The following is a 17,992-nucleotide window of genomic DNA, read 5'->3' as shown; positions in this document are numbered from 1 at the left end:
TTCTTAACTATTATGCGTTGTTTCCGCCATTTTTCTTGATGATTTCTTCTTGTACAGATTTTGGTACATCTTCATAGTGGTCAAAGACCATCATAAACGTACCGCGACCTTGTGTTGCTGAACGTAATGTTGTAGCGTAACCGAACATTTCAGCTAGAGGCACCATCGCATTAACGATTTGTGAGTTACCGTGCGCTTCCATACCTTCAACACGTCCACGACGACTTGTAACGTGTCCCATGATATCACCTAAGTAATCTTCTGGTACAGTGATCGTTACTTTCATCATTGGTTCTAAGATAACTGGGTTAGCTTTCTTAGCAGCCGCACGTAGTGCCATAGAAGCAGCTACACGGAATGCTGTTTCATTTGAATCGACATCATGGTATGAACCATCGTAAAGTTTTGCTTTAATATCCACTAATGGATATCCAGCAAGAACACCGTTGTTCATAGATTCTGCCAAGCCTTTTTCAACCGCTGGGATGTATTCACGAGGAACCACACCACCGACGATGGCATTTTCAAATTCAAACCCTTTTCCTTCTTCGTTTGGTGTAAATTCAACCCAGACATGTCCGTATTGACCTTTACCACCAGACTGACGTACAAACTTACCTTCTGCCTGAGTTAAAGGTGCACGGAAAGTTTCACGGTATGATACTTGTGGAGCACCAACGTTAGCTTCAACCTTGAACTCACGTCTCATACGGTCTACTAATACGTCTAAGTGCAATTCACCCATACCAGAGATAACTGTTTCACCAGTTTCAACGTTTGTTTCAACGCGGAATGATGGATCTTCTTCTGCAAGTTTTTGCAAAGCAATCCCCATTTTATCTTGGTCGGCTTTTGATTTAGGTTCAACAGCTACTTGGATAACCGGTTCTGGGAACTCGATTGATTCAAGAATAACTGGCGCATCCATCGCACATAAAGTATCACCAGTTGTTGTATCTTTCAATCCAACCGCTGCTGCGATATCGCCTGAGAAGACTTTATCGATTTCTTTACGAGTATTTGCATGCATTTGTAGAATACGACCGATACGTTCTTTTTTGTCTTTAGAAGCGTTCAATACGTATGAACCACTTTCAAGGACACCAGAATAGACACGGAAGAATGTTAGACGACCTACGAATGGGTCAGTCATAACTTTAAATGCTAATGAAGCAAAAGGAGCTTCGTCATCTGCAGGACGAGTTGTTTCTTCGTCTGTTTTTGTGTCGATTCCTTTGATTGCTTCGATATCTAATGGTGATGGTAAGTAATCAAGAACTGCATCAAGCATTAATTGAACACCTTTATTTTTAAAGGCAGAACCAGCCATTACTGGGAAGAATTCAACGTTGATCGTTGCTTGGCGGATACCCGCTTTTAATTCTTCGATTGTAATTTCTTCACCATCAAGATATTTCATCATTAGGTCTTCATCTGTTTCAGCTACTGCTTCAACTAATTTTTCACGCCATTCAACTGCTTGTTCCATATATTCTTCTGGAATTTCAGTTTCTTGAATGTCTGTACCTAAGTCGTTTGTATAGATTTCAGCTTTCATCGTAATTAAATCGATGATCCCTGTAAAGCTATCTTCTGAACCAATTGGTAATTGGATTGGATGAGCATTTGCTTGTAAACGATCATGTAATGAGTTTACAGAGTATAAGAAATCCGCACCGATTTTATCCATTTTATTACAGAAAACAACACGAGGAACTTTATATTCAGTTGCTTGACGCCAAACTGTTTCTGTTTGAGGCTCCACACCTGATTGTGAATCAAGAACGGTTACAGCACCATCTAATACACGTAACGAACGTTGAACTTCAATAGTGAAATCCACATGTCCTGGTGTATCAATGATATTTACTCGGTAACCTTTCCATTCTGCAGTTGTTGCAGCAGATGTGATGGTAATACCACGTTCTTGTTCTTGTTCCATCCAGTCCATTTGTGAAGCACCTTCGTGCGTTTCACCAATTTTATGGATTTTACCAGTATAGTATAAGATACGCTCTGTTGTTGTTGTTTTACCAGCATCAACGTGAGCCATAATACCGATATTACGAGTGTTTTCTAACGAAAATTCTCTTGCCATTTTAGGTTGATCTCCTCTCTTTATTTAAATCGATTGTAAAGTGACTGTCTGTTGTAAAGTTAAATTACATACAGAGAGGATTTTACCAACGATAATGTGCAAACGCACGGTTAGCGTCAGCCATTTTGTGAGTATCTTCACGTTTTTTAACTGAAGCGCCAGTGTTATTGGCTGCATCCATGATTTCTTTCGCTAGACGTTGTTCCATTGTATGTTCACCGCGTAGGCGAGCATAATTAACAACCCAACGTAAACCTAAAGTTGTACGACGTTCTGGACGAACTTCAACTGGTACTTGGTAGTTAGAACCCCCAACACGGCGAGCTTTTACTTCTAAGACAGGCATAACGTTTTTCATTGCTTGTTCGAAAACTTCCAATGGATCGTTACCTGTAGATTCTTTGATGATATCAAATGAATTATAGATAATATTAGCAGCAATCCCGCGTTTTCCATCAACCATTACACGGTTAATCAAGCGAGTTACTAATTTTGAGTTATAAATTGGATCTGGTAAAACATCGCGTTTTGTAACAGGACCTTTACGTGGCATCCGTAACTCCTCCTTCCGAAAATTCTTTATTGTATAACACCTTAGTGATTGTCAAATTATTTAGCTGCTTTAGGCATTTTAGTACCATATTTAGAGCGGCTTTGTTTACGATCTGTAACACCAGCTGTATCAAGCGCACCACGTACGATATGATAACGTACCCCTGGTAAATCTTTTACACGTCCACCGCGTAATAGTACCACGCTATGTTCTTGTAAGTTATGACCAATACCTGGGATATAAGCTGTTACTTCGATTAAGTTAGACAAACGAACACGGGCATATTTACGTAAAGCCGAGTTAGGTTTTTTAGGTGTCATTGTTCCCACACGAGTACAAACCCCACGCTTTTGTGGTGAGTTTACGTTTGTTTGGGCTTTCTTAAAACTATTATATCCTTTGTTCAACGCTGGTGAATTAGATTTCTCCACCTTTGATTTACGAGGTTTACGTACTAATTGATTAATTGTAGGCATTCCTTGTTTCCTCCTTCCTCATTTCGCATCTAGTTCCACACATCCAGGTGGTTCTTTTTTAGCGATAAAAAATAATGCAATCTCTGCACTCATTATCAAATATGCTTCGATAGACAGTCAGCACGTCTCCAACGAGAGACCTGTAGATAAAGCACCTTTGCTAGGATAGCACGATAATACGGGTATGTCAACCACTTGTCAGCTTTTTTCTAGTAAAATGAGGATTTTTTTTACTTCTTTATTTAAGTTAGCATTTATATAGAAGAAAATCGACATTTCCATAAATCATTCTATCTTTTTTTTTTGTTTAACGGTACAATATCTTTGATTATTTGAAAGGGGCAAACAAACGGATGAATCTTAAACAAATGGCAGGAATCGAAGCAGCAAAATATGTAGAAGATGGTATGATTGTCGGTCTTGGTACTGGATCTACGGCAAAATTCATGGTAGATGAAATCGGGCGACGTGTAAAAGAGGAAGGCTTATCGATCGTAGGTGTCACGACATCAAAAGAAACTGAGCGTCAAGCACAAGCACTAGGTATCCCTTTAAAAGGGATTGATGAGGTTCCTTACGTTAACCTGACAATCGATGGCGCTGATGAGATCAGTGAAGATTTCCAAGGAATCAAAGGCGGCGGTGCAGCTTTACTATTTGAAAAGATTGTAGCAACCTACTCAAAAAAATGTATTTGGATTGTTGATGAATCAAAACTTGTAAAAAAACTTGGCAAATTCCCTTTACCTGTTGAAGTCGTTCCATACGGCAGCAAACAATTAGTACGTTTATTTGAAGAAAAAGGCTATTCACCCATTTTACGCACAACAACTGATGGTGAAACGCTAATTACAGATGGCGGTCATTACATCATTGATCTTCATTTAGAAAAAATCGATGACCCTATTGCTCTTGGAGCTTATTTAGATCAGTTAGTCGGTGTAGTTGAGCATGGTCTATTTCTTCAAATCGTTTCAACTGTGATTGTAGGTGGCGAGGCTGGTCCTAAGACGATCCATGTCCCAAATTAAAAAATATTTGAATCTGATTTGAAAAAGAACAAAAAGATTAAAATTAGATAAAAAAACAACTATCATTTCGTTCGTTTTTATGCTACATTTTTAGTATTCAATTTTACTTTTGTACTAGAAAGGACGAACGATGAAAATAATTGGTTATGCGCGTACAACAATTACTGACGACGATCTTGATACTCAAATCAAGGTGCTGTCTGATTACGGCTGTGATCACATCTATCAAGAATCTTTTGACGTCACAAATGATACTCACGTTATTTCTGAGCTAGAGACTGTTCTCAACAGTTTGGCTGCTGGTGATACGTTAGTCATTTGCCGATTGAACCGTTTAGGTCGTTCAACTCGACAACTCACAGAGTTAACCCAAACCTTCAAAGGTTCAGGTATTCATTTGGTCAGCCTTGATGAAGAAATCGATACTCGTGATCCGATGGGCAAAATTTATTTTAAGTTGATGAACGGTTTAGCTGCGATGGAATGTGATTTAATCAAAGAACGAACCTTAATTGGCTTAAATAACGCTCGAAAAAACGGGAAAATCGGCGGACGTCCAAAGATAGATGTACGTACTATAAAAAAAATCCGTCATTTGTACCATGAAAAGAAAGAAACAATTCAGTTTATTTCTTCAAAATGTAATGTTTCTGTGGGAACTTGCTACAAATACATCAATTTATCCGAAACAGAACTTGCCAAGCTTTCTCAGTAGTAACCCAGATACGGTAGACTGCAGCTAAAAATGCTGCGGTCTCTTTTATTTAGATTCTTTCCTATAGCGATAGCTTACTTTAGATAATTACCCATTTCACTAATTTACAATGGAAATCTATTTTAAAACGGTGTACAATAGAAAAGGAAATGAAAGTTTCAGAAACTACAACTCAAAGGAGAGCTATACATGCCAAAATTAGTATTTTCTCGTCATGGACTTAGTGAATGGAATGCATTGAATCAATTTACTGGATGGGCTGACGTAGATTTAGCACCAGAAGGTGTTGAAGAAGCAATCGAAGGCGGACGCAAAATCAAAGAAGCTGGAATTGAATTTGATGTAGCCTATACTTCTGTATTAACTCGTGCTATCAAAACATGTAACTTACTTTTAGAACATTCAGATCAACTATGGGTTCCTCAAATCAAATCTTGGCGTTTAAACGAACGTCACTATGGTAAATTACAAGGTTTAAACAAAAAAGAAACTGCTGAAAAATATGGAGATGACCAAGTACACATTTGGCGTCGTTCTTACGATACATTACCTCCATTGATGGATGCAAATGATGAAGGATCAGCTGCAAACGATCGTCGTTATGCAATGCTAGATCAACGTGATGTACCAGGCGGAGAAAACTTAAAAGTAACGCTAGAACGTGCATTACCATTCTGGCAAGATCAAATCGCTCCTGCTTTACTTGACAACAAAACTGTCTTAGTAGCAGCTCACGGTAACTCTTTACGTGCTTTAGCAAAACATATCGAAGGTATTTCAGATGAAGATATCATGGATCTTGAAATCCCAACAGGTCAACCACTTGTTTATGAATTAAACGATGACTTAACAGTAGCGAAGAAATACTACTTATAATAAAGTAAGACCGCTGAAACAATCCAGTTTCAGCGGTCTTTTTTTATTTTTCTAAACTTTCTTTTAAGCGATCAAGCCAACTAGAGATACCTTCGCGCTGTGTTACAAATTCAAAATCAGACATGTTATAGTGAACATAATATCGTCTGTCTACAAAACGCACCATGATCGAAGATCTTACTTCCTCCTCTAGTGCATCTTTTTGTAACTCTTCACGGTAAAATATCCAACTTGTTGCTAGAACATCAGTAGATCCCTTTAAATCCGTTTGAACAATTTGATTGATTGTTTCTATTAAATCGTTTTGTTCTATATTCTTAAAATAAGCGTACCAAAGTGTCCGGTTTCCGGAATATGTTTCATCAAATAACTTCTTCATAGGATCTTTCCTCTTCTCAAGTCATTTTTTGTTAAACAAAACTAGATTCTGTCAAACAGTCACGGTAGATCGCTTCAACATCGGATTCAGTTAACGGAACAAACGCATCTGTTTTGATCGTACTATGTGCCACTGCTTGTTTCGCCATTTCTTCAAATTTTTCCTCATCGATCCCAACTGCTAGTAATGTCATCGGAATGTCGCACGCTTTGAAGAAATCATAAGTTGCTTGAATCCCTTTTTTCGCCGCAAGCATTGGATCTTTCTCAACGATTCCCCACACATTATGGGCAAACTGAGCAAATTTAGCGACCGTTTGTTCCGAAAGTACATAATTCATCCAACGTGGTGTTAAGATAGCCAAACCGATTCCATGAGTAATATCATAAAAAGCACTTAGCTCATGCTCCATTGCATGACAGGACCAAACACCGTGCTTCCCGTTTCTTGTCAAACCATTCAGTGCTAAGCTGCTTGACCACATCAAATTAGCACGGGCGTCATAATCATCAGGTGTAACAAGTGCAATTGGACAATTTTTAATCACTGCACGCATCAAGCCTTCTGAAACAAAATCTTGAACGTTAGTACCTTCTGTTACATTAAAGTAACTTTCAAACAAATGACTTAAGATATCAGCAGAACCAGCTGCTGTTTGATACGCTGGTACCGTAAAAGTTGTTGTTGGATCTAAGAAAGAAACTTTTGGCATCATCGCAGGACCACCAACACCTAGTTTTTGATTCGTTGCTAAGTTTGTGATCACTGCCCCTGCATTCATCTCACTACCTGTTGCAGCTAATGTTAAAATCGTAACTATCGGTAAAGCGTCCCCTTGGAACCCTTTTCGTCCAGCAATGACTGTCCACGGGTCTTCTTCACTATAGAAACCCGCCGCAACCACTTTGGCACAATCGATCGTTGACCCGCCACCAACAGCTAAGATCACATCTACATCATGTTCACGACATAATGCCACGCCATGACAAACCGTTTCGATACGAGGATTTGGTTCAACGCCACTTAATTCCACAACTTTATTTTTATTTTGTCCAAGCAAACCGATCACTTGATCGTACAACCCGTTTCTTTTAATACTTCCACCACCATAAACTAACAATACATTTTTGCCATAAACATTCAATACATCTGTTAGTTCTGTTGTTAAACGATCTTTTCCAAAACGAATATCTGTCGGTACGTAAAATCTAAAATTATCCAATTGTTCTTCCTCCATTCAAATTAGGGTTCTTACTCTATGATAGTCCATCAAAAAAGAGTGTCAAGAAAAACAGTCACTCGATTAAATCGAGGTATAAAAACAGCTCCGTCTAGAATCAGGAGCTGTTTTACTAACTATTATCATTAATTGTTGATTGCTGTTTCAAGACCAACTTGGATCATATCGTTAAAGGTTGTTTGGCGTTCTTCAGCAGTTGTTTCTTCACCAGTTACCAAACTGTCACTAACGGTCATGATTGCTAAGGCTTGCACATCAAATTTAGCTGCTAAATAATATAAGGCTGCAGCTTCCATTTCAATTGCTAAAACACCTAATTTACCTAATTCAAACACACCATCCATGCTATCTTTGTAGAAAACATCATCTGACAACACGTTTCCTACATGCGTAACAAAACCTTTTTCTTTCGCTGTTGTATATGATTTCAACAGCAAATCAAAATCAGCAATCTGCGGGAAATCGTACTTAGGAAAATCATTACGGATCATTGATGACGACGTTGCGGCTGCTTGTGCAATCACCAAATCTCTAACATTAACTTTCTCAGAAATCGAACCACAGGTACCCACACGAATCAATTTTTTCACATCATACGAATTGATCAATTCATGCGCATAAATAGTAGCTGAAGGCATCCCCATTCCTGTTCCTTGAACAGAAACTCGTTCACCTTTATATGTCCCTGTGTAACCTAACATTCCTCTAACTTGATTGTAGCAAACTGGGTTTTCTAAAAATGTTTCAGCAATATATTTTGCGCGTAATGGATCTCCTGGCAGTAAAATTTTATCTGCGATTTCACCTGGTTTTGCTTCGATATGAATACTCATACTTTTTCTCCTTTAATCATACAGTTTATAATGCAGCTAATGCCGCTTTAACTAATTCTTTAAATTGCCCTTTTACACGTTCTGTTGTTTTAACAACTTCTGCATGGTTTAAACTACTTTGCATACCCGCAGCTAAGTTAGTAATACATGAGATTCCCAGAACTTTCAACCCACTATGAGCTGCAACAATAACTTCTGAAACGGTCGACATCCCCACCGCATCTGCTCCCATTACACGAGACATCCGGATTTCAGCAGGTGTTTCGTAGGTTGGACCAGAAAAGCCCATATAAACACCTTCCTGCAATGGTACATTTTGCGTTTTCGCTACTTTTCTTGCTACCTCAGCATATTCTGGCGTATATGCATGGCTCATATCTGGGAAACGAGGACCCATTTCGTCATCGTTCTCACCAATCAACGGATTATCGAAAGTGAAGTTGATATGATCTGTAATCAGCATCAAATTCCCTGGTGTAAAGTTCTCATTCACTCCACCAGCAGCGTTCGTTACAATAATAGAATGCGCTCCAATCGCCGCCATCATACGAACTGGATACGTCACAGTTTGCATTGAATGACCTTCGTAATAGTGGAAACGACCTTGCATTGCTAACACTTTTTTCCCTGAAAGTGTACCATAAACTAATTTACCTGCATGACCAACAACAGCAGAAACAGCAAAGTGAGGAATTTCAGAAAACGGGATAGCAATCGCATCTTCTATTTCATCTGCTAATTCACCTAATCCTGAACCTAAGATCAAGCCAAATTCTACTTCTTTAATTCCTTTTTCTTTTAAAAAACTAGTTGTCTCTTTTAACATTTCACTTAGTTTTGTCATCATTTCTCTCCTATACCAGTTTATTTAAGAAGCTTTCGCCATTTTCAGTTTTTGGAACAGCAAAGTTTTCAGCCACCGTTGCTGAGATATCTGCATAATGACCTTGTGCCAAACTACCTTGTCCATTCATTTTTTTGCTGTAAACTAATAATGGAACATACTCTCTAGTGTGGTCAGTCCCAGGGAATGTTGGATCATTTCCGTGGTCAGCTGTGATCATTAATAAATCATCGTCTTCCATCGCGTCAATAATTTCTGGCAATCTTAAATCAAAGGCTTCGATTGCATGTGCATATCCTACTACATCACGGCGATGACCGTATAACGCATCAAAATCAACTAAGTTCGTAAAACTTAATCCTTCAAAATCGCGTTTCATTACGTTAAGCAATTGATCGACACCATCCATATTACTTTTCGTGCGAACAGAGTCTGTGATCCCTTGACCGTTGAAAATATCATTGATTTTTCCAACAGCAATCACTTCTTTCCCGTTATCTTTCAATGAATCTAGAACTGTTTGACCAAATGGATCTAAAGCATAATCATGGCGATTACTTGTTCTAGTAAAATTACCTGGTTCACCAAGATACGGACGAGCGATGATACGTCCAATCATATAAGGCTCGTCTTTGGTAATATCACGAACATACTGACAAATACGGTATAATTCTTCCAAAGGAATGATCTCTTCATGCGCTGCGATTTGCAAGACTGGATCAGCTGATGTGTAAACGATCAAATCACCTGTTTCCATTTGATGTGGACCGAAATCGTCAATCACGGCTGTTCCGCTATATGGTTTATTACAAACGATTTTACGCCCTGAAAATTCTTCGATTTGTTTTAATAATTCTTCTGGAAATCCATCTGGAAATACACGGAAAGGTTTTTGAATATTCAAGCCCATGATCTCCCAATGTCCTGTCATCGTATCTTTACCTACTGAAATTTCTTCTAATTTTGTTGCATAGCCTTTATGATCCGCAACAGCTTCTACATTATGCAAAGGCGCGATCGTTCCTAGACCTAGATTTTCTAAATTGGGAATCGTCAAACCTGCTTCTTTAGCGATATGACCTAACGTATCACTACCGACATCACCAAATTTTTCAGCATCAGGCGCTTCTCCGATCCCAACTGAATCCATTACTACTAAATGCACACGTTTAAACATAACCATCCTTCTTTCTTTACTATTGTTTTAAAAGCTTTACCCGTTTATCCTGTAAAACTAGCATGATAATTATTATAAAAAGGGCATGACTTAAGATAACTTCCCATAGCCCGCCCTTTTATACTAAATTTATTTATTTTGATTTGATATAATTCTTCCCAATAGCTTTTGGACCAGATGCTTTTCCTAAGAAAACGACCAGTACGATAATGGTCAATACATACGGTGCCGCTTGTAAATAAACAGCTGGTATCGATGAAATCACTGGTAAGTTTGAGCCAGCAATACTGATGTTTTGCGCAAAACCGAAGAATAATGCTGCGCCCATCGCACCTAGTGGATTCCATTTACCAAAAATCATTGCTGCCATTGAAATAAAGCCTTGTCCAGCAATCGTTGTAACTGCAAAACGTCCAGCAATCGTTTGAGCGAAGACAGCTCCCCCGATTCCACCTAAAAATCCAGAAATCAAAACGCCAGCATAACGCATTATATAAACATTGATTCCAAGGGTATCTGCTGCTTGTGGGTTTTCACCAACTGAACGAAGACGTAAACCAAAGCGCGTTTTGAACAACACAAACCAAGATAAAATTGCGACTAAGATCGCTACAAAAGCTGGCAATGTTGTTTGTTTAAAGAATAAATCACCTAAAATTGGAATATCTTTTAAAATCGGAAATGAAAAATAACCAAACGATTCTGTGATCGTATCTGTTTGACCTTTTCCATAAATCACTTTGATCAAGAAAATCCCTAAAGCAGGAGCCATCAAATTGACTACGGTTCCGCTGATGATATGATCGGCTCTTAGATTGATCGTTGCTACTGCATGCAATAGCGAGAATAACATCCCGACTACACCACCAACTAAACAAGCAAGCCAAGGTGTTGCTGCACCAAACGTTTCAGCAAATGTTAAGTTAAATACCACCGAACTGAAAGCACCCATAACCATAATACCTTCAAGTCCTACGTTTACAATACCACTACGCTCAGAAAATGTCCCGCCCAAAGCCGTGAAGACCAAAGGAGTGGAATAAACCAACGTTTGTGTAATAATCGGCGCTAATACAGCGATTAATGCAATATTCATTAGATTTTTCCTCCTTCTTGACTTGTTTGGTCTGATTTTCCGTCTAATTCTTCAACGATTGCGACTTCTTTTTTACTACCTGAAGCTTTCGCCAATACGAAACGGATAAGATAGCTGATTGCGACAAAGAAAATGATCGCAGCAATTACGACATCGACTAATTCGATTGGAACACCAGCACGTAAAGGCATACCTTGTCCGCCAAGTTTCAGCACACTGAAGAGGATCGCCGACAGGAAGATTCCTACCGAGCTACCTGCTCCTAGCAAGGAAATCGCCATTCCATCAAAACCGATACTTAACGAAGAACCTTGAACAAAGAAATTCCCAAATGTTCCTAGCCCAAGAACCACACCGCCCAGACCAGCTAAAGTCCCTGAGATGACCATCGACATTACAATGGTTCGTTTACTGCTCATTCCGGCATATTCTGACGCAAACGGGTTCAATCCAACCGAACGAATTTCATAGCCCAAAGTCGTTTTCTTCATCAGGAACCAAATCAAGACTAAGAAAATAAGTGCCATAAAAATCCCAATATTCAAACGAGAACCACTACTCAGTTCTTTCAAAAAGCCTGTACGTAAACTCGCGTTTTCTCCAATTACTTTGGTCACACCTTTGTTGCTCATATAATCTTTTGACATCACATTATTCACAATGTGCGTGCTTGTATAAAGGAAAACATAGTTCAACATGATTGTAACGATTACTTCACTTGTCCCGAAAAATGCACGTAATAAACCAGGAATTGCAGCGGCTGCCGCTCCTGCTAAAGCACCTGCCAAGATAGCTGTTGGTAACACTACTAAACGTGGCGCGTCCGGCATCGCTAAAGCTACCCAAATACTTGTTACCCAACCACACAGAGCTTGTCCTGAAAGCCCGATATTAAAGAATCCTGCTGAATTCGCTACCGCAAATCCTAGGGCTGTGAAAATCAACGGACCCGCTGTTACGAAAATCTCACCGATACTTTTTGGGCTTTGAAAAGCAGTCTTAAGCATCGCTTGATAGCCTGCAATCGGATCTTGACCTGAAATAAGCATAATAATTGCGCCAAGAATAAATCCCATCAACACTGATAATATAGGAACTAAAATATTCCGTAGTTTTTCTGACCGATTATTCAACTGCCTCACCTGCCCTTTGATTCAATTCGGCTCTAGCTTCTTCCAATGAGTAACCTGCCATTAAGAGCCCTAATTCATTTTCACTGGTTTCTTTTGGATCAACGATCCCAACGATTTTCCCTGCATGAATTACAGCAATTCGATCAGAAACATTTAAGATTTCCTCTAATTCAAAGCTAACGACTAATACCGCTTTATCTTTATCTCGTTGTTCGATCAACCGCTTATGAATGTACTCGATAGCACCAACATCCAAACCACGAGTTGGTTGAGAAACAATTAGCAAATCTGGATCGCGATCGATCTCACGAGCGATGATTGCTTTTTGTTGATTCCCACCCGATAACGCTTTAGCTGGAACCAATTCGCTTACTGTCCGTACATCATATTCTTCTATTAACTTGCGCGCATAAGAATTGATTTGGTTGTAATTTAGAACACCGTTATTACTTAATGGTTTTTTATAGTAGGTTTGCAATGCAATATTCTCTGCTAGCGTCATATCTAAAATCAAACCATATTTGTGTCGATCTTCTGGCACGTGACCCACACCTGCTTCTGTAATTGTTCGAGGATTTTTATTTGTGATTGCTTCTCCTCTAAGTTCAACTGAACCACTTTCAGCTTTACGTAACCCTGTTAGTGCTTGATTCAATTCAGTCTGACCATTGCCATCGATCCCTGCAATCCCGACTACTTCACCAGCACGTACATCTAAGCTTAACCCTTTAACCGCTTCTAGGCCGCGACTTTCTTTCACCACTAAATCTTTAATTGAAAGAACGACTTCTTTTGGCTCGGCAGCTTTTTTTTCTGTTTTAAATGAAACAGAACGTCCCACCATCATATCGGCTAATTGTTGTGAAGAGACATCTTTAACATTGACTGTATCAATACTTTGACCACGACGGATAACCGTACAACGATCCGCTACTTTTTTGATTTCATCTAATTTATGGGTAATCAAGATAATAGATTTACCCTCTTGAACAAGACCACGCATAATTTCAATCAACTCATCAATTTCTTGCGGTGTTAAAACAGCGGTCGGTTCGTCAAAAATCAAGACATCCGCCCCACGATACAACGTTTTCAAAATTTCCACACGTTGTTGAGCCCCAACAGAAATATCACGAATATAGGCACCTGGGTCTACTGATAACCCGTACTGTTCTGAAACACGTTTGATTTCTGCTGTTGCCTTTTTACGGTCTAAAACACCAGCATTTGTTGGTTCACTTCCAAGAACAATATTTTCTGTCACGGTAAATGCATCTACCAACATAAAGTGTTGATGAACCATCCCAATTCCTAAACGATTCGCTGCAGTAGGTCCATTGATCGTAACTTTTGAACCATTCATAAAAATTTCACCTGATGTTGGTTCTAACAAACCAGATAAAATATTCATCAGGGTAGATTTCCCCGCACCATTTTCCCCAAGCAATGCATGAATTTCTCCAGGCCGAACAGTTAAGTTGATATTATCATTGGCCTTAAATGTTCCAAACTGCTTAGTGATATTGCGCATCTCAATTACATAGTTTTCCTGAGCCACATTTTTCACTTCCTAACGATTTAATCACTTACACTTACATCATCTATTAATACGGTACTTCTAAAAAATAAAGTAGCTTTTAGGCTCTTAAAGAAAGAAAATGAGTTGTTTTTTCATTCGTTTTCTTTCGTTAAAGGCTTAAGAAAATCTTAGCGCTGCTACGAATGCAGCGCTAAGCAGAAAGTTCTATTCTTTTACATCTTTTGGTACTTCTGGAACAGTGATTTTTTCAGCGATGATTTCTTCTTTTGCTTTATCAACAGCTTTTTGTGCTTCTTCTGATAAATAGCCTTTTGTTAAATCAACACCGCCGTCTTTCAAACCATAAACTAAGTGTTCGCCGCCAGGGAATTTATCTTCTAAGGCACGGTTAGAAATATCTTGTACTGCTGCACCTACACCTTTAAGTGTTGATGTCAAAGTGAAGTTATCTTCTTTACCGTCTTTAGTTTTGTATTTACCTTCTTTATCTTGGTCACTATCTACACCAATAACCCAAACTTTGTCTTTTGAGCCAGTTTCGTTTAAATCTTTTGCTTCTTGGAAGACACCTTGTCCTGTACCACCAGAAGCATGGAAAATGATGTCTACGCCTTTTTGGTACATAGATGCTGCTAATGCTTTCCCTTTAGCAGGATCCCCAAATGAAGCAGCGTATTCGATTTCAACTTTGATGTCTTTGTTCAACGCTTTAGCAGTGTCGATCACACCTTGATGGAAACCAGCTTCAAAACGGTCGATAACCGCGCCTTCTTCACCACCAATAAAGCCGACAGTGTTTGTTTTTGTTGTATATGCTGCTGCAACACCAGCTAAGTAAGAAGCTTCTTGGTCTTTAAATGTTGCAGATACTACGTTATCTTTGCCTTCAATAACACTATCAATGATACCAAATTGTGTATCTGGGTTTGCATCTGCCGCTGTACCAATAGAATCAGCTAACAAGTAGCCAATACCAAAGACTGTTTTAAATCCATTAGAAACAGCTGTATCGATATTTGTTACGTATTCTGAAGCATCGTTTGATTGAATGTAATCAAAGCCGTCTGCTCCTTTTTTAAGATCATGCTCTTTACCCCAAGCTTGCAAGCCTTCCCAAGCTGATTGGTTAAACGAACGATCATCTACCCCGCCGATATCAGTAACGATCACAACACTGTGATCAGCGTCCCCACCTGCTGATTTTCCATCTGTTGAATCTTTTTTACCTCCACCACATGCCGCTAAGACAACTGTTAACGCTAGTGCAGTCAAGCCAAAACCAAATAATTTTGCTTTTTTCATCTCTGTAAAGCCCCCTAAAATAGTTTTATATTTTCAACAGCCGGATGACTGAATGAAACAAGATAATAGTGAAACAACTCTCTCTTCGGCCGTCTTGTGCTTTTCAGCATCAAAATAACGATTTTTTCAGAGATTTGATTCATATAGCTAGATCTTACAAAGCCACATTTAGAACAATGTAGCATGTTATAGATCTTTTTCCGTAAAGGCATATGGCAATAACTCGCCAACGGTCGTCTCTTTCATCACGCCATGAACGCCCACCAAGGTAACTGGCATTTCAGGCGCGCAAAATTCAGCCATCACTTGTCGGCATGCACCACATGGAGAGATTGGCTCAGGTGTATTTCCTGCAATCACTAGATGTTGGAATTCACGTTCACCTTCCGAAACAGCTTTGAATATGGCTGTCCGTTCTGCACAATTTGTCAATCCATATGAAGCATTTTCGATATTGACACCTTGATAGACTTTTCCTTCTTTAGTAACTAGACATGCTCCCACTGGAAAGTGAGAGTATGGTACATAAGCTTTTGTTAACGCAGTATCTGCGATAGCTAACCACTCTTGTTTTGCTGTCATTTGTCCGCCACTTTCCGCTTTAGATTAATAGCCTGCTCCAATTGAGCCTTCCATAATAGCAACACCAGCACTTGTACCAATACGTGTAGCGCCAGCATCGATCATTGCTTTGGCTTCAGCTTCGTTATGAATACCACCTGATGCTTTAACACCCATATCTGGTCCCACCGTTTTGCGCATTAATGTAACATCTGCAACCGTTGCTCCACCAGTTGAAAAACCTGTTGATGTTTTAACAAAATCAGCACCTGCTTCTTTTGCTAATTCACATACTTTGATTTTTTCTTCGTCGGTTAGTAAAGCTGTCTCAATGATTACTTTCACTAAAGCTTTCCCTTCGGCCGCTTCGACAACTGCTTGAATATCTTTCAACACTTTTTTATACTGCTTAGATTTTAACGCACCTACATTGATGACCATGTCAACTTCTGTTGCACCATTGTTGATCGCATCTGTTGCTTCATATGCTTTTACTTCTGACGTATTGGCTCCTAAAGGAAAACCAATTACTGTACAAACATCAACTGATGTTCCTGCTAAGTGTTCTTTTGCTAGCGCAACCCAGCAAGGATTGATACATACTGAGAAGAATTCGTATTTTTTGGCTTCTTCAATAATCCGTAAAACATCCTCTTCCTTAGCATCTGCTTTTAAAATAGTGTGGTCAATCATTTGATTTAATTCCATTATTTTTTTACACATCCTTTATGCTGTTATTATATCATGAATCAGCTCAGGTTCAGTACCAGAACTGCCGATTTCGATATTTTTATATAAAAGTTCTTTTACGTTTTCGATTGAGTCTGAATTTGCATAAATAGTCAATAATGATTCTCCTGCTTTTACAGGCATCCCAACTTTTTTATGGAGTTTAATTCCAACTGCGTGATCGATTGAATCTTCTTTTGTGGCACGTCCTGCACCTAAAAGCATCGCCGCGATCCCAATTTCATTTGCTACCAGTTTTTGTACAACACCCGACTCTTTTGCTGGGAGTTCTATTTGATATTTAGCTGTTAGTAACCGTTCTGGCGTATCGATAATACTGTCATCGCCACCTTGATTACGGATCATTTCTCGGAATTTATCTAGTGCTTTGCCCGATTCCAAGGCCTCTTTCAACATAGCTCTGGCTTCGTCTAATGTTTCAGCTTTTTTGGCTAAAACAACCATTTGGCTGCCTAAGATATAGCACATCTCCATTAAATCTTCTGGCCCTTTGCCTTGAAGCGTTTCGATTGCTTCAACAACTTCTAAACTATTGCCAATTGCTTCACCGAGTGGTTGAGACATGTCGGAGATCACAGCCATCGTCTGACGGTTCGCTAAGCGACCGATGCGAACCATTGTTTCAGCTAAGCGACGTGCTTCATCGATATTTTTCATAAAAGCACCTTCACCAGTTGTCACATCCAATACGATTGCATCTGCTCCAGCTGCAATTTTTTTACTCATGATCGAACTTGCGATCAACGGAATTGAATTAACTGTCGCTGTCACATCACGTAAGGCATATAGTTTTTTATCTGCTGGCGCAAGGTCACCTGACTGCCCTATAACTGCTACGTAGCTTTCATTTACTAAACGAATGAACTCTTCATCCGGGATTTCTACATGAAATCCTGGTATTGCTTCTAGCTTATCAAGCGTACCGCCTGTATATCCGAGCCCTCTACCGGACATTTTAGCCACACTAGCGCCAACGCTGGCAACAAGCGGTGCTAAAATCAAGGTAGTTGTATCACCAACGCCACCAGTAGAGTGCTTATCTACTTTAATTCCTTGAATTGATGAAAGATCGATCATCTCACCTGAATTTGCCATCGCTAATGTCAGGGTCGTAATTTCCTCATCTGTCATATCTTTGTAAAAAACAGTCATCAAAAATGCGCTCATCTGGTAATCCGGAATATCACCTTTCGTATAGCCGGAAATAATGAATTGAATTTCTTGATCCGTCAAGACCTGTCCATCCCGTTTTTTCTCGATCAAATCTACCATTCTCATGCTTTTTTTCCTCCAAATCAATCCCCAAGGATGTATTATACACTAAAATTGTTCAGGTTAAAACCTTTTAGTAAAACAGTTTACTAACGCTTTCATATATTGAAAACGCT

At 39.2% G+C, this 17,992-nt stretch carries 18 protein-coding genes; 3 read left to right on the top strand and 15 right to left on the bottom strand.

The annotated features are described in order from the left end of the window. Positions 1 to 10: 10 nt before the first annotated feature. The 3 genes from fusA to rpsL all read right to left on the bottom strand — a co-directional run bounded on the left by fusA (position 11) and on the right by rpsL (position 3,127). A complete protein-coding gene (fusA, locus tag A5819_RS08030) occupies positions 11 to 2,098 on the bottom strand; it encodes an elongation factor G (RefSeq protein ID WP_086278224.1) in 2,088 nt (695 codons plus the stop codon). 82 nt (positions 2,099 to 2,180) lie between these two features. Beyond that, positions 2,181 to 2,651 (bottom strand): 30S ribosomal protein S7, encoded by a 471-nt coding sequence (gene rpsG / locus A5819_RS08025; protein ID WP_010761695.1) that lies wholly within the window; start codon positions 2,649 to 2,651, stop codon positions 2,181 to 2,183. Positions 2,652 to 2,707: 56 nt separating this feature from the next. Continuing rightward, positions 2,708 to 3,127, bottom strand: coding sequence for a 30S ribosomal protein S12 (gene rpsL, locus A5819_RS08020; protein WP_069641179.1), 420 nt, complete (start codon positions 3,125 to 3,127; stop codon positions 2,708 to 2,710). Positions 3,128 to 3,480: 353 nt separating this feature from the next. Here rpsL and rpiA point away from each other — a divergent pair, with 353 nt between their 5' ends. The 3 genes from rpiA (at position 3,481) to gpmA (ending at position 5,749) form a co-directional block, all read left to right on the top strand. Continuing rightward, the gene (gene rpiA / locus A5819_RS08010) at positions 3,481 to 4,158 is read left to right on the top strand and encodes a ribose-5-phosphate isomerase RpiA (protein ID WP_086278222.1); all 678 of its coding nucleotides are present in this window, start codon (positions 3,481 to 3,483) and stop codon (positions 4,156 to 4,158) included. Positions 4,159 to 4,288: 130 nt separating this feature from the next. Further along, positions 4,289 to 4,873, top strand: coding sequence for a recombinase family protein (locus A5819_RS08005; RefSeq protein ID WP_086278220.1), 585 nt, complete (start codon positions 4,289 to 4,291; stop codon positions 4,871 to 4,873). Positions 4,874 to 5,062: 189 nt separating this feature from the next. Next, on the top strand, positions 5,063 to 5,749 hold the full coding sequence (gpmA, locus tag A5819_RS08000) for a 2,3-diphosphoglycerate-dependent phosphoglycerate mutase (RefSeq protein WP_086278219.1): 687 nt from the start codon (positions 5,063 to 5,065) through the stop codon (positions 5,747 to 5,749). A gap of 43 nt (positions 5,750 to 5,792) precedes the next feature. Here the strand turns inward: gpmA and A5819_RS07995 are convergent, their stop codons facing one another. The 12 genes from A5819_RS07995 to A5819_RS07940 form a co-directional block, all read right to left on the bottom strand. Continuing rightward, positions 5,793 to 6,128, bottom strand: a complete 336-nt coding sequence (locus A5819_RS07995) for a hypothetical protein (RefSeq protein ID WP_086278217.1) — start codon at positions 6,126 to 6,128, stop codon at positions 5,793 to 5,795. Positions 6,129 to 6,159: 31 nt separating this feature from the next. Continuing rightward, positions 6,160 to 7,365 carry an iron-containing alcohol dehydrogenase gene (locus A5819_RS07990; RefSeq protein ID WP_176271385.1) on the bottom strand — a complete coding sequence of 402 codons (1,206 nt, stop codon included), beginning with the start codon at positions 7,363 to 7,365 and terminating at the stop codon, positions 6,160 to 6,162. A gap of 128 nt (positions 7,366 to 7,493) precedes the next feature. After that, entirely contained in the window at positions 7,494 to 8,201 is a 708-nt protein-coding gene (gene deoD, locus A5819_RS07985; protein WP_086278214.1) for a purine-nucleoside phosphorylase, read from the bottom strand. A gap of 25 nt (positions 8,202 to 8,226) precedes the next feature. Further along, positions 8,227 to 9,045: a purine-nucleoside phosphorylase gene (locus tag A5819_RS07980; RefSeq protein WP_086278212.1), complete on the bottom strand. Its 819-nt coding sequence runs from the start codon at positions 9,043 to 9,045 to the stop codon at positions 8,227 to 8,229. Between the two features lie 10 nt (positions 9,046 to 9,055). Further along, positions 9,056 to 10,222: a phosphopentomutase gene (gene deoB, locus A5819_RS07975; protein WP_086278210.1), complete on the bottom strand. Its 1,167-nt coding sequence runs from the start codon at positions 10,220 to 10,222 to the stop codon at positions 9,056 to 9,058. A 133-nt stretch (positions 10,223 to 10,355) separates the two neighbouring features. Beyond that, positions 10,356 to 11,318 carry an ABC transporter permease gene (locus A5819_RS07970; RefSeq protein WP_086278208.1) on the bottom strand — a complete coding sequence of 321 codons (963 nt, stop codon included), beginning with the start codon at positions 11,316 to 11,318 and terminating at the stop codon, positions 10,356 to 10,358. Next, positions 11,318 to 12,451 carry an ABC transporter permease gene (locus tag A5819_RS07965; protein WP_176271384.1) on the bottom strand — a complete coding sequence of 378 codons (1,134 nt, stop codon included), beginning with the start codon at positions 12,449 to 12,451 and terminating at the stop codon, positions 11,318 to 11,320. The genes A5819_RS07970 and A5819_RS07965 overlap by 1 nt, the downstream gene beginning before the upstream one ends. Continuing rightward, positions 12,444 to 14,009 (bottom strand): ABC transporter ATP-binding protein, encoded by a 1,566-nt coding sequence (locus tag A5819_RS07960; RefSeq protein WP_086278204.1) that lies wholly within the window; start codon positions 14,007 to 14,009, stop codon positions 12,444 to 12,446. Before A5819_RS07960 ends, A5819_RS07965 begins: the two co-directional genes overlap by 8 nt. A gap of 186 nt (positions 14,010 to 14,195) precedes the next feature. After that, the gene (locus tag A5819_RS07955; protein WP_086278202.1) at positions 14,196 to 15,293 is read right to left on the bottom strand and encodes a BMP family protein; all 1,098 of its coding nucleotides are present in this window, start codon (positions 15,291 to 15,293) and stop codon (positions 14,196 to 14,198) included. A gap of 186 nt (positions 15,294 to 15,479) precedes the next feature. Further along, the gene (locus A5819_RS07950) at positions 15,480 to 15,875 is read right to left on the bottom strand and encodes a cytidine deaminase (protein WP_086278199.1); all 396 of its coding nucleotides are present in this window, start codon (positions 15,873 to 15,875) and stop codon (positions 15,480 to 15,482) included. Between the two features lie 24 nt (positions 15,876 to 15,899). Beyond that, the gene (deoC, locus tag A5819_RS07945) at positions 15,900 to 16,562 is read right to left on the bottom strand and encodes a deoxyribose-phosphate aldolase (RefSeq protein WP_086278197.1); all 663 of its coding nucleotides are present in this window, start codon (positions 16,560 to 16,562) and stop codon (positions 15,900 to 15,902) included. Positions 16,563 to 16,580: 18 nt separating this feature from the next. After that, the gene (locus A5819_RS07940) at positions 16,581 to 17,882 is read right to left on the bottom strand and encodes a pyrimidine-nucleoside phosphorylase (RefSeq protein ID WP_086278195.1); all 1,302 of its coding nucleotides are present in this window, start codon (positions 17,880 to 17,882) and stop codon (positions 16,581 to 16,583) included. Positions 17,883 to 17,992 lie beyond the last annotated feature (110 nt).

It is taken from the genome of Enterococcus sp. 7E2_DIV0204, assembly GCF_002140855.1.
In the GTDB taxonomy this organism is placed as follows: domain Bacteria; phylum Bacillota; class Bacilli; order Lactobacillales; family Enterococcaceae; genus Enterococcus_L; species Enterococcus_L lemimoniae.
Note: the sequence above shows the minus strand (reverse complement) of the source record. Positions and strands in the feature narration are given on the sequence as shown.